At 37.8% G+C, this 12930-nt stretch carries 14 protein-coding genes; 12 read left to right on the forward strand and 2 right to left on the reverse strand.

Annotation, left to right across the window (positions count from 1 at the left end):
* Positions 1 to 15 precede the first annotated feature (15 nt).
* On the reverse strand, positions 16 to 1068 hold the full coding sequence (mutY, locus tag J1E28_RS01830; protein ID WP_291026235.1) for an A/G-specific adenine glycosylase: 1053 nt from the start codon (positions 1066 to 1068) through the stop codon (positions 16 to 18).
* A 146-nt stretch (positions 1069 to 1214) separates the two neighbouring features.
* Here mutY and J1E28_RS01835 point away from each other — a divergent pair, with 146 nt between their 5' ends.
* The 6 genes from J1E28_RS01835 (at position 1215) to ung (ending at position 6241) form a co-directional block, all read left to right on the forward strand.
* Entirely contained in the window at positions 1215 to 2420 is a 1206-nt protein-coding gene (locus J1E28_RS01835) for an NAD(P)/FAD-dependent oxidoreductase (protein WP_291026236.1), read from the forward strand.
* A gap of 99 nt (positions 2421 to 2519) precedes the next feature.
* Positions 2520 to 3527, forward strand: coding sequence for a phosphoribosylformylglycinamidine cyclo-ligase (purM, locus tag J1E28_RS01840; RefSeq protein ID WP_291026237.1), 1008 nt, complete (start codon positions 2520 to 2522; stop codon positions 3525 to 3527).
* Positions 3528 to 3550: 23 nt separating this feature from the next.
* Positions 3551 to 4369, forward strand: coding sequence for an SH3 domain-containing protein (locus J1E28_RS01845; protein ID WP_291026238.1), 819 nt, complete (start codon positions 3551 to 3553; stop codon positions 4367 to 4369).
* Positions 4369 to 5169 carry a shikimate dehydrogenase gene (locus J1E28_RS01850; protein WP_291026239.1) on the forward strand — a complete coding sequence of 267 codons (801 nt, stop codon included), beginning with the start codon at positions 4369 to 4371 and terminating at the stop codon, positions 5167 to 5169. The genes J1E28_RS01845 and J1E28_RS01850 overlap by 1 nt, the downstream gene beginning before the upstream one ends.
* Before the next feature lie 89 nt (positions 5170 to 5258).
* Positions 5259 to 5537: an Asp-tRNA(Asn)/Glu-tRNA(Gln) amidotransferase subunit GatC gene (gene gatC / locus J1E28_RS01855; RefSeq protein WP_291026240.1), complete on the forward strand. Its 279-nt coding sequence runs from the start codon at positions 5259 to 5261 to the stop codon at positions 5535 to 5537.
* Positions 5534 to 6241 carry a uracil-DNA glycosylase gene (ung, locus tag J1E28_RS01860; RefSeq protein WP_291026241.1) on the forward strand — a complete coding sequence of 236 codons (708 nt, stop codon included), beginning with the start codon at positions 5534 to 5536 and terminating at the stop codon, positions 6239 to 6241. The genes gatC and ung overlap by 4 nt, the downstream gene beginning before the upstream one ends.
* 20 nt (positions 6242 to 6261) lie before the next feature.
* On the opposite strand, the gene J1E28_RS01865 is transcribed toward ung, so the two are convergent.
* Positions 6262 to 7986 carry a cation:proton antiporter gene (locus tag J1E28_RS01865; protein ID WP_291026242.1) on the reverse strand — a complete coding sequence of 575 codons (1725 nt, stop codon included), beginning with the start codon at positions 7984 to 7986 and terminating at the stop codon, positions 6262 to 6264.
* Positions 7987 to 8171: 185 nt separating this feature from the next.
* Here J1E28_RS01865 and J1E28_RS01870 point away from each other — a divergent pair, with 185 nt between their 5' ends.
* From J1E28_RS01870 to J1E28_RS01895, 6 genes are all read left to right on the forward strand, one after another.
* Positions 8172 to 9443, forward strand: a complete 1272-nt coding sequence (locus J1E28_RS01870) for a metallophosphoesterase (protein ID WP_291026243.1) — start codon at positions 8172 to 8174, stop codon at positions 9441 to 9443.
* A 114-nt stretch (positions 9444 to 9557) separates the two neighbouring features.
* Positions 9558 to 9728 (forward strand): hypothetical protein, encoded by a 171-nt coding sequence (locus tag J1E28_RS01875; protein ID WP_291026244.1) that lies wholly within the window; start codon positions 9558 to 9560, stop codon positions 9726 to 9728.
* 265 nt (positions 9729 to 9993) lie between these two features.
* Complete coding sequence (locus tag J1E28_RS01880; protein WP_291026245.1) at positions 9994 to 10455, forward strand: hypothetical protein; 462 nt, start codon at positions 9994 to 9996, stop codon at positions 10453 to 10455.
* Positions 10452 to 10628, forward strand: coding sequence for a hypothetical protein (locus J1E28_RS01885; protein ID WP_291026246.1), 177 nt, complete (start codon positions 10452 to 10454; stop codon positions 10626 to 10628). The genes J1E28_RS01880 and J1E28_RS01885 overlap by 4 nt, the downstream gene beginning before the upstream one ends.
* Before the next feature lie 184 nt (positions 10629 to 10812).
* On the forward strand, positions 10813 to 11367 hold the full coding sequence (locus J1E28_RS01890) for a WG repeat-containing protein (protein WP_291026247.1): 555 nt from the start codon (positions 10813 to 10815) through the stop codon (positions 11365 to 11367).
* Between the two features lie 206 nt (positions 11368 to 11573).
* On the forward strand, positions 11574 to 12788 hold the full coding sequence (locus J1E28_RS01895) for a malic enzyme-like NAD(P)-binding protein (RefSeq protein ID WP_291026248.1): 1215 nt from the start codon (positions 11574 to 11576) through the stop codon (positions 12786 to 12788).
* Positions 12789 to 12930 lie beyond the last annotated feature (142 nt).

A 12930-nucleotide genomic window follows, 5' to 3' on the forward strand; every position in this document is an offset into this window, starting at 1 on the left:
CATTTTACCCCTTGCCTAATCTTTTTCTTTAATTTTTTCTATCTCAATTCCCGCGACTTTTAGAGCTTTTTTGCATAATGATGAGAGAGGTTTAGAGCGTATATCCTGATGTGAGAGAAATATTATTTCTTGCTTTAGGTTTTGAAGAGATTCAAAGCTTATGTGATAAATATGTGCTGTAATGGCGTATTTTGTATAATGATGTGTGCATTCACCGCATTTTGTGCAATGTATTATTTCTGCTTGTGAGAGTGAGGGGAGATTATAAAGTCCTTGATAGAGTCCTTTTGTCCCATATACAAAAGCAATACAATCTTTATATACACAGAATCCAAGATGCAAATGCAGGGGTTCAAGTGTGGATTTTTGAGGCAGGGGATAGAGATGTGGATTCTTATAGCCACTGCATAGATTTTGAATAGGGCAAATGAGGCAAGATGGAGATTTTGGAGTGCAAAGAAGTGCGCCAATATCAAGTAAAGCCTGATTATAATCAAAGCTTTGGCTTTTTTCCAAAAGTATTTTGGCTAAGGATTCTAAAAGCGATGTTTTTGGTTTTTGAAGCGCGAAGATTCGACATAAAAGCCGCCTGATATTGCCATCTACAAAACTCACACTTTGCTTAAAGCCAAAGCATAAAATCGCCCCTGCGCTATATGCACCAATGCCGGGCAGAGCAAGGAGCTGTTTGTGGGTGTGTGGCAAGAAGCTATGATATGAGGTGGCACATATTTGGGCAGTTTTAAGCATATTTCGCGCACGAGTATAATAGCCTAGCCCCTCCCAAAGTTTAAGCACCTGCTCTTGCGAGGCACAAGAGAGGCTATGAAGTGTAGGAAAAGATGCCAAAAATGGCTCATAGTAAAGTTCTAGCACTCTTTTTACTTGCGTTTGTTGAAGCATTATCTCGCTGACATATACACCATAGGGTGCATTTTCTCCGCTAAGATTGCGCCAAGGCAAGGTTTTTCTACCATAAATGCTATACCAGTCTAGAATCTGCGAGCGCCATAGGGGTGCAATGAGGGTAGCTTTATGTTGAGGTTGCTCTAAATGTGAATCTTTCATAGATGTGAGTGTAGCATAAAATCAAAATGAGTAAAAATGGTAAAAAATAAATTATTATTTTACTTTTAGGCAAAATTAAAGCGGTTTTATCTGAAAAAAACGATAAAATAACCACACTTTTTTTACATTGCTCAAGAGGATTTAGAATGAAACCCAAGATTTTGATTGTTGGCGGCGGATATGGTGGCTTGCGCGCGGCTATGACGCTTCAAGAGGGGCTTAATGTTGATGCAGATGTTACGCTTATTAGCAAACACGACTATCACTATCAAACAACGCTTTTACATAAGGTTGCTATTGGCACATTGAGTGCGCGCAAATCGCGGGTATATTTCCGCAAGATTTTAGATTTAAACAAAGTGCATTTTATTAAAGACAAGATTCTTTCTTTTGAGCCAGAAAAAAAGCGAGTAATTGGTAATGGTGGGGCATATGAGTATGATTATCTTGTCATTGCTCTTGGGTTTAAGCCTGATGATTTTGGTATCAAAGGCGTGGATAAATATGCTCATAAGCTCTCTTCGCTTAATGCCGCGCTCAAACTTGATAAAGAGATTGAGTATAAATTTAAAGAGTATTGCCATACAAAAAATGCGAATGATTTAAGCATTATCGTATGTGGCACAGGTTTTACGGGTATTGAGTTTTCTGCCGAGCTTGGCTCAAGGATTAGTGAGCTTTGTCTCATTGGTGGGATTCCACGCGATGTGCCTAAGATTACTTGCATAGGGCGAAGTGAAAGAATTCTGCCGATGTTTAATCAAAAAGCGAGTGCATTAGCCCAAAAAAAGCTTGAAGCCTTTGGTGTGGAGGTCATTTGCGGTGGTGAGGTGCAAGAATGCCTAGAAGATGGCGTGATTATTAAACATAAGGGTGAGATAAAGCATATTAAGGGCAATACAATCCTATGGAGTGCGGGTGTAAAAGGTAATGATAGCGTTGAAAATTCTTGTTTAAAAAATAAAAAAGGGCGCATTGAGGTTGATGCGTTTTTACGATGTCCGCAATATGAAAATATCTATGTGGTGGGTGATTGTGCGCTTGCTACTTCGCGTAATGCTATTCACGCTCCTACGGCGCAATTAGCCGCACAAATGGGAGATTATGTAGGCAAAAGTCTTATTAAGATTTTAAATCATAAAGAACAAAAAGAAATATTTGCATTCAAACATCGTGGCACAGTGTGTTCTATTGGGCATACTGATGGAGTAGGCATTGTGTATAAAAAGAATATCAGTGGTGAGATTGCTGCCTTTTTGAAAAATTTTATTGAAAATAAGTGGCTTTTTGGTATTGGTGGCATTAAACTTGTCTTTAGAAAAGGGCAGTTCCGCTATCGCACAAGCAATTAGCCCTTAAATTGAGCTAAGATAAATCAAAAAAAAAAAAAACGAAAAAATTAGGTTATAATTGCGCAGTTTTGTCTAATGGTTACAATGAGGGAAATTGCGATGATAAGCTATAAGGATTCAGGTGTAGATATAGATGAGGGGAATGCACTTGTAGAGGGCTTAAAACCACTTGTAAAATCGACTTTTAATGCCAATGTGATTGGTGGGATAGGCTCTTTTGCTGGAGCGTATGCCCTGCCAAGTGGCTATAATAATCCTGTAATCCTAGGTGCGACTGATGGAGTTGGCACGAAATTGCGCCTTGCCATTGATGCGCATAGATTTGATAGTATTGGTATTGATTTAGTGGCAATGTGCGTAAATGATTTGATTTGTAATTTTGCTACACCATTATTTTTTCTTGATTATTATGCCACAGGAAAGCTTGATAAAAATGTTGCCCTAGCAGTCATACGCAGTATCGTGGAGGGCTGTAAAATCGCTCAATGCGCCCTTATTGGAGGGGAGAGTGCGGAAATGCCCGGTATGTATGCAAAAGATGATTTTGACTTGGCAGGCTTTGCGGTGGGGATTGCAGAGAGAGAAGATGTAGAAAAAGAGGCTGTGAAAGCAGGTGATGTGCTTATTGCTTTGCCAAGTAGCGGATTGCATAGCAATGGCTATTCTTTGGCAAGAAAGGTGCTTTTTGAACATCTTAAGATGCCTTTGGAGCAGGAATTTGAAGGGCAGAGTTTGATTGAGGTTTTACTTGCCCCTACTTGTATTTATGTGCCGCTTTTTAAACAAATATATCACTCGCCCTTGCGCCCATATTTGCACGGCTTAGCCCATATCACAGGCGGAGGTATTGTGGAGAATCTCCCTCGTATATTCCCTGCAGCTCTTGGAGCAAGGATTGAAGAAAAAGCTTTGCAAAATCCCCCTATTTTTGGATTGCTTAGTCAATATGTGCAAAAAAATGAAATGTATCGCACATTCAATATGGGAGTTGGTATGATTTTTGCTGTGGATAAGCAAAAAGCTGATGAGATTCTCCATATTTCTAGGGATTTTAATGGATATATCATTGGTGAAGTGAGCAAACAAAGTGGAGTCCGCTTTGTTTAGATACATAAAGGTTGAATTGTTAGATGAGCATACGAACTTTTTTTAGGATTTATTCTTTACCCTTTCTCATTATATTAGGCGGACTTGCCATATATGGTGTTGCCGTTATAGTGATGGATAAAGAGAATCTTATAATTTCCCATAGCAGTGAGCATTATTCACAACAAATCCCAAATGAACCTTTTATCGAAGATACACAAGTACTTACTAATACTGCAGCCAATGAGGGAACAGAGCAGCTTGGCACAGATATTGTAACGACACCAACAGAGATAGAAGTCTCTACATTATTAGAAACAAATGAGCCACAAATAGATTTAGATTCAATACAGACTGCCCAAAATGAACCAACTCAAACACAAATACAATCAACAGAAACAGATACAACATCTCAAGAGCCGATTCAGCAAGCGGCTCAAACCCAACAAGTATACTATATGGTGAGGCATCTTGCTGAAAAAAATACTGCAAATATTCGCAAAGCCCCATCTTTAAACGCTGCAGTGATTGTTGGGGCAGTAGAGGGAGAAATCTTAGAAGTATTAGAAAGAGGAGAGGAATGGGCTAAGGTAAGAAATCGTTATGGCACAGAGGGTTATATCGCTTCGCGTATTATTGACAAAGTAGAATCCCAAGCCCAAGAGGGCGAAGCATATATTGTATCAGCAGATAATCTCAATGTGCGTATCGCACCGAGCAAGAATGCAAAAGTGATTGCTCATCTTAAATACAATGAGCGCGTTTCTGTGCTTGAGATACAAGGTGAGTGGGCAAAAATTATGTATTTTAGGGGGAAATATGCTTATATTTCTGCACAATTTATTACAAAAGCTTCGCATTAATGCTTACATTCTTCGCAGTGTATGGGAATCCTATTGCGCATTCAAAATCCCCGCTTTTACATAACTACGCCTACGCAAAGCTTGGGGTGAATGCCTATTATGGGCGCATTTTGCTTGAAAATGGTGAGCAGCTTAGACAAAGTTTCATATCACATCATCTAAGCGGTGCAAATATTACGATTCCTTTTAAAGAATATGCGTATCATTTATGTGATGAGGTGCAAGGGATTGCTAAAGAGCTTGGTGCGTGTAATACTTGGGTGCGCTCACAAAGTGGCATTATCGGCTATAATACAGACGCGCAGGGATTCTATGAATGTATTAAAACTTATCCTATCAAATCTGCGCTTATTCTTGGAGCGGGTGGCTCGGCTAAGGCAGTGGCGATGATTTTAAAACATCATCATATTGCTACAACGCTTATTAATCGCTCTGCCCCTAAATTGACCTTTTTTGCGGATAAGGGTTTTGAATGTTATGTAAGTGATGAGTTTAAGCCACAGCAGCCCTATGATATAATTATTAATACCACAAGTGCTGGGCTTAATGATGCACATTTGCCTCTCTCAAAACCACAGCTTGAAACACTTTTTGCTAATGCTTCTTATGCATTTGATCTTATTTACGGCAAACAAACACCCTTTCTTGCCCTTGCCAAAGCACATCAGCTTATTTGTAATGACGGGGGAGCTATGCTTATTTATCAAGCCGCCCTTGCTTTTAAACTTTTTTGTGCTAAAGAATGTGAGGGCATAGAATCTGCGCAGATTGCGGATATAATGCGTGAGATTTTTCTTTAAGCCTAGAATCTAAGCATCAAAAATATACAAAATGAGTTAAGGCAGATGTGCTATAATAATTTTAAGGCAAAGAGAAAAAAGGAGAAAGAATGCGTATCGATGATGCCCTTTTAAGCAAACTTGAGCGACTTTCTATGATTCATATTGATGAAAATAAACGCGCCAAAACCCAAGAGCATTTGAGCGAGATTGTGGGATTTGTGGAAAATATCTCAAGCATAGAAGTACCACAAAATTGCTTTGAGGAGGATTTAAAAACGCCCTTAAGAGAGGATATACCAAAAGATGCACAAATTGCTCAAGATGTGCTTTCTCACGCTCCTTTAGCGCAAGATCATTTTTTCATCGTGCCTAAAATTATCGAATGACAATCACCCTTGATAAAATCAAAATCCCCGATGATTGGAAAGAGCTTCTTAAAGATGAGTTTTTAAGCCCTTATTTTGCAGAGATTAAATCACATTACATAAGGGCGTTGCAAAATGGCGAAAACATTTACCCCAAGCCAAAAGATCTTTTTGCTGCTTTTACTCTTACTCCATTAGATACTCTTAAAGTCATCATACTTGGGCAAGATCCTTATCACGGCAGTGCTATAATCAATAATGAGCTTATCCCACAGGCTATGGGTTTAAGCTTTAGTGTGCCTCGTGGTATGTGCCCTCCACCTTCACTCCAAAATATTTATAAAGAACTCGCTCTTAGTCTTCATATCACACCTCCTACGCACGGGGATTTGAGTGGTTGGGCGAGACAGGGGGTATTATTGCTCAATGCGATTTTGAGCGTGAGGGCTAATGCCCCTGCTTCGCATAAACATTTTGGTTGGGAAAGATTTAGCGATGGTGTAATTAGGGCATTATCTACACATAAAGAACATCTTGTTTTTATGCTATGGGGCAATTATGCAAAGAAAAAAGCAATTTTTATTGATAGCACAAAGCACAAGATTATTACTGCGCCTCACCCTAGCCCTCTTGCGCGTGGCTTTGTAGGAAGCAATGTATTTGTAGAGGCAAATGCCTATCTTGTAGCACACGACAAAAAGCCTATCGCGTGGGAGCAGCTCTAGTTTATCTATGATGTGAATTCTTAAATCTTAACCGCTTCTTCTTTGTTGGTTACTATGTATTCATTGACTGCTTCAATGGCAAGATCGCTTAAATTTTTTGCAAGCTCACGTCTCTCATGCACTACGCCATACGCACCTTGGGCTTTCATTTGAGATTCAAAAGCAGAGCTTTTAGTTTTGAGAATTACCTTACATAAAGGGGCAACAGAGAGAATATTTTGACATAAATGTTGCACTACTTCAGCAGAATCTATAGCAATAATTACAGCCGCGCAGTGTTCTATATTGAGCTGCTCTAATACGCTTTTGCGCGTAGCATCTCCATAGATGATAGGTTCTTTGTTTTTAATGGCTTTTTCTACTTTGGCGTAATTTTTATCCACCGCGATATAAGAGACATTGCAACCTCTAAAATATTCTAGAATCTTATGCCCAAGCTCACCATATCCACATACGACAATATGCCCTTCAAGCTCTTCTTTTTTTGCCTCTTCTGTTTGTGGGCTTTCCTCATCTTCAAGTTTTTGTCTCATTGCGCGAATAAGATTCAAAGGGCGCATATAACGCAAGAAAAAATCAGTTACTCTATCGAGTTTATCAAGTATAAAAGGGGTGGCAATCATAGAGAAAATTACCATTAAAGTAAGGAATTGATAAATCTCCTCAGAGGTAATTCCTGCAAAGAGAGATCCACCAAAAATAACCTTAAGAAAACCTCCATCAAAACTCAAATCAAGAATCTTATATTGACTAGCAAGAAGAAAAATAGCAAAAGAAAATTCCCCAATTTGGGAGAGTGAGAGTGCGATACGCATACCGATTTTTTGTCCTTGGAAAAAGAGCAAAAAGAAATATACAAGAAGTGTTTTTGCGCCCATCATCAATGCAACAAGAATAAGAATCACAATAAGGTGTTCAAGTAAAAATAATACATTTACCTGCATTCCCACCGTTATAAAAAATATGCCCAAAAGTATGTCGCGAAAATGCACCAAAACCGAAGCAACTTGATGTTTATAGGGCGTATTTGAGATAATCATACCTGCGAGAAATGCGCCAAATGTGAGTGAAAATCCTAAAACTTTGCTGATAAATGCCGCGCCTAATACGATTAAAAACACAGCGCCCACGAATATTTCTTCAGTTTTCATCGCTGCAGAAAAATGGAGAAAAATCTTTGCAAGAATCCGCCCGGGAAATGCGAGTACAACTAAGAGAATGATTGCAGCAAGAAGTGTAGAGAGGATTAATGCCCAAAGATGTGAATCTTTATCACTTAGCATTTTAATCATTAATAAAATAGGAATAACAGCAATATCTTGGAAGATTAAGATACCTATGCAAGCCCTGCCATATGGGGTTCTACTTTGGTTGCTTTCATTAAGAAATTTAAGCACAATGGCAGTTGAAGAGAGACTAAAAGCACTGGCTATAATAATGGATGTTGCAAAATTAAAACCAAAAAAATAAAAACATATTGCAAAGAAAAAAGCGATTGAAAGCCCAATTTGCAATCCACCAAAAACAAGCACCTCTTGTTTCATTGTTGTAATACTCTTAAAGCTAAATTCTAAGCCAATCATAAACATCAAAAACACGATGCCAAGTTCAGCGATATGTTCTAAATTTTCAGAATCTTCCACGCGAAAGCCAAAAATATATGCTGTAAGCACACCTGTAAGAATATATCCAATAATAGTTGGAATCTTAAGTCGAGAGAGTATGATGCCTGAAATAACAGCCATAGCTAATACACACAAAATAATGAAATACGAATCGATAGCCCACCTCACAAATAAAATTTAAAGATTATTAGAATTCATCTTATATAATGAAAAAATGTTTATTCTACACTAAATTATGCCTAATATTGATAATTTTTTTAAGGCAATATCTATAAATTTAAGATAAAAGTATTGGTGGATTTGCAGTGATTTATATATTTGTGGGGATTATTTTTCTTGTCCTAAGCGCAATGAAATGCTATGTATATATGCGCTTTTTGCGACACTTTAGCTTTATTCATAGATATATTTGCCTTTGTTTTCTCTGTTTGCTTGCAATAGGCGAAATTTTGCTTTTTGTTGTGCGTGATGCGTCATTTGCGCATTGGCAATATCTTATATGCGCTTCTTGTGTGGTGCTTGATTATGCACTTTTTATGGCGTGTGTATGTGTGGATATTGTGAGGTTTTATCTCTCTTTTGTGCAATCTTATAGGGCTAAAAAGGCACGCAAAAATACACAAGATTCTACAGAAAATATAACCTCCACTTTTATAAGTCAAAGCAGTAATACTAAAGAAAACGCCTATAAAGATTCTACTCAAAATATTTCATCTCATACAAATGATTCTGCTTCTTTAGTTTTGCCCTCTACGCTTTCTCGTCGCTCATTTTTGCATCTTATTACTGATGTGGCAGTGGTAATTTTATTTGCTATTTTTAGCATTAAGAGTTTTGTGAATGCCTTAAGTATCCCTCCTGTTAAAAATGTGCATTTGCGCCTCTCAAACCTCAAAGGCACACTTCGTATAGCAATGATTACTGATGTGCATATTGGAAAAACTTTGGGGCGCGAGTTTTTGGAGCAGATTGTAGAGAGGATTAATGCTCTTAATGCTGATATTGTTGTGATTGTGGGCGATTTGGTTGATGATAAGATTCAATATATCAAAGATGATTTAGAGCCACTCAAATATCTTAAAAGCGCGCAAGGAGTGTATTATGTCGCGGGGAATCACGAATACTATCACGGCATAGATCCTATTCTCAAATATCTCTCAACTTTGAATCTGCATATTTTACATAATACAAACATTGAGCTTGAGAATGTGAATCTTGCAGGGGTGAGTGATTTAGCGGGATTGCGTTTTGGGCATATAGAGCCAGATATAGAATCTGCCAAAAAAGATTTAAATCCACATAAGCCAAGCATTCTTCTTTCCCATCAACCTAAATTTACGCGTTTGTATGATGTGAGTGATTTTGATGTAGTGCTTTGTGGGCATACCCACGCGGGGCAAGTTTTTCCGCTGTCATTTTTTGTGTGGCTTGAGCAACATTATGTGTATGGGCTTTATCATCTGCCAAATACCCCTAAGCCAACGCAGCTATATGTGAGCAGTGGGGTAGGATTTTGGGGACCAGCCATTCGCTTTTTAGCCCCAAGTGAAATTGTGTGTTTAACCCTAGAGGGATAATAAAGGGGCAAAGCTCGTTAAACTTGATAGTGGTGTAATTTGTAACTATGTAGATTATAATATAATATTGCATTTAATCAAAGTTTCGCCTTCGATTAAAAATGAAAAAATATAATGAAAACAACCTATAAAATACTTAAAGTTATACACGGCTTCCCCCCCCCTTATTTTATGGCTGGGAGCGAGGTGTATTCACATACATTATGTAAAGAATTAGTAAAAATGGGACATCAAGTTTTTGTTTTCACGCGCATAGAAAATGAATTTTTAAGCCCTATGAGGTGATTGATGAAACAATGGATTCTATGTCTATTCGCCGCATCAATAAACCTAAAGATTGCAGTTATAATGATAAATTTATGATAAAGGCATAGAAAAGGCTTTTGGGCAATTTTTAGAGGAAGTGCAGCCAGATATTATTCATTTTGGACATATTTGTCATCTTTCTATCAAGCTTCTTGTCATAGCGAAAGCATATAATAAAAAAATCGTTTATACTATCCACGATTTTTGACTTTTTTGTGTTAAAGGGCAACTCATCAATGAAAAAATGAAAATCTGTCAATTCCCAAGCATTAAATCCTGCAAACAATGCTCACATTATGAGGTGAGGAAAAATCTCCTTGCCTTAGCTAGAGCGCGTGAATGTATAGATGCATTTATTGCTCCTTCTCATACAGTCTATGATTTTTTCTTACAAAATGGTGTTAATCCAGCAAAAATGCACTATCAAAAATATGGCTTTAATAAAGAATCTATTCAATATATCAAGCGCACGTTTCATAAAGATTCTCCGGTGCGATTTGCATTTATGGGACGTATTATTCCTACAAAAGGTATTAGAATCTTAATAGAAGCCTTTGAGAAAATGTGCGGCTACACAACCAATGGTAGCCAGCTTTTTGGCAAAAAATACACACAAAGTTACATAGAAACAAAGCTTTTCAAAGCCCTAAGCGATATAAAAATATCCTTAATAGCCTTGATTGCACAATTAATGAGGACATTATGAGGGGCGCAAATACCGCGAAGATTCTCAAATCCATAAAGAAACTTTGCAGATTGCGTGATGGAGTTGCACCACAAGTAAGTATTACACTGCAAATGACTTTTATGAAAAAGAATATGCTTTCCATAGAACCTCTCGTGCAGCAGGCGATACAATGGGGGGATAAATCGCCTTAAAGGACATCGGCTATGGATTACGCACAAGGAGCTAGAATCTGAGGCTATTTACAAAGACACAAAGAGCATACGCGAGTGGAATCGCCTCATAGAGCGTTTAGAGCAATACCAACACGACATACTTTTAGAGAATTTCACTCCGATAGATTCTAAAGTGCAAAATGCCAAAAAGAAAAATTGCCCATTGTATCCACAAAGATATATTAAAGTTTTAAGCTTTCATCATACTACTTATGGAGATATTGCACCCGTGTATGATTCTGTGGGTGCCTTTTTTATTGATATGCAAGGGCAAAAAGTGTTTATTAAGACTTTTATAAAAGCCTTTGGATTTTATGAGGGGTTGGCTTGTGTAGTGCGAGATAGCAATGAAGTATATTTTCATATAAATTCTCAAGGCAAAAGAATTTACACAGAAAATTTTGCGTATGTCGGTGATTATAAGTATGGTATTGCAGTGGCGGTATTAGAAAGTGGCAAATGCGTTCATATTTTTACCAATGGAGCTAGGGTGCATAATAAGGCATTTGTAGAGTTGGAGCCTTTTCATAAAGGTGTAGCAGTAGCTAAAGATGAACAAGGATATTTTCATATTGACAAAAGTGGAGAGGCACTCTATGAAGCGCGGTATGCAAAACTAGAGCCTTTTTATAATGATAGAGCATTTGGAGTAGATAATGTCGGGAATAAAATAGTAATAGAAGCTGATACATTTAAAATACGATTTTTGGTACAATAAAATAATTTACACTGCTTTTGCTAAATATCGCCATACACACAAATAACAGCGAATCTTGCTTAAGAATATCACCAAATCAAATGTAATTTGAGGCAAACTTACGCTTTGTTTGTGATAAAAAGATAAAAATTCACTCTAAAGCACTTACAAAAATATTTGTGTTAGCTTTGCAAGAGAAACACAACGAATAATCCAAAGGAGATACGGTGGATTTAGAAAAACTTAAGGCTGCTTACCCAAAAGCCCTAGGTTATCATATTGGTGGCAAAGTTGGTATTCTTCCTCGCAAACGATTACGTTCTGTTAATGATTTAAAATTGGCTTATACACCCGGTGTTGCCGTGCCTTGTAAGCAGATCGAGGCTCACCCCCTAAGCGCGTATGATTATACTTCTAAAAGCAATCTTGTGGCGGTTATTAGCAATGGCACAGCTGTGCTTGGGCTTGGCGATATTGGTGCACTGGCAAGCAAGCCGGTAATGGAAGGCAAAGTGATTTTGTTTAAGACTTTTGCTGATGTTGATGCGTTTGATATTGAGATAAATGAAAAAAATGTGGATAAATTTGTTGAGATTGTTAAAGCCATCTCCCCTACATTTGGAGGCATTAATTTAGAGGATATTGCGGCTCCTGAATGCTTTGAGATTGAAAGAAGATTGATTAATGAGCTTGACATACCTGTAATGCACGATGACCAGCACGGCACAGCGATTGTTTCCACAGCAGCAATTATTAATGCCCTTTATCTTGTGGGCAAAGAGGCAAAGGATATTAAAGTAGTCATATCTGGTGCAGGAGCAGCAGCTATGGCGTGTGCGAGGATGTATATGGCTCTTGGCGTAAGAAATCTTGTAATGTTTGATTCTAAAGGGGCTATAAGTGCAGATAGGGCAGATTTAAATAAGTTCAAAAAGCAATTTGTGTGCAAGGAGAAATATAGCTCATTTAAAGATGCGCTCAATGGAGCAGATGTATTACTTGGGCTTTCTAAAGCCAATTTGCTTACAGGAGAAGATCTTATGGGTATGAATAAATCTCCGCTGATTTTCGCCCTAAGTAATCCTATTCCCGAAATTATGCCCGATGAAGCTAAAAAAGCGCGACCTGATGCGATAGTTGCCACTGGACGAAGTGATTTTCCTAATCAAATTAATAATGTGCTTGGATTCCCCTATATTTTTAAAGGTGCGCTCAAAGTGCGTGCAAGTAAGATTAATGAAGAGATGAAATTTGCCGCAGCAAGAGCGATTGCTGAACTTGCGCGTGAGCCTATCACCGATAAGCTTGAGCGACTTTTGAAAGAAAGAGTAAGCTTTGGCAAGGAGTATATTGTCCCTTCAGCGCTTGATGAACGCCTTATTGATGTTGTTTCAAATGCAGTGGCAGATGCAGCCATAAAAAGCGGCGTAGCGAGAATCTAGATGCTTTTTAACCAAAAATGAAGTTGGCTTAAGAATCTTAAACAAAGTATAAAATTTTAGACTTATGATATAACCTTTTGTTATAGAGGTTATATCATAAGAGATTTAAGAATCTTTTTTGATTCTTTTTGTTTGTTATAAG

The organism is Helicobacter sp. (assembly GCF_022511165.1).
In the GTDB taxonomy this organism is placed as follows: domain Bacteria; phylum Campylobacterota; class Campylobacteria; order Campylobacterales; family Helicobacteraceae; genus Helicobacter_C.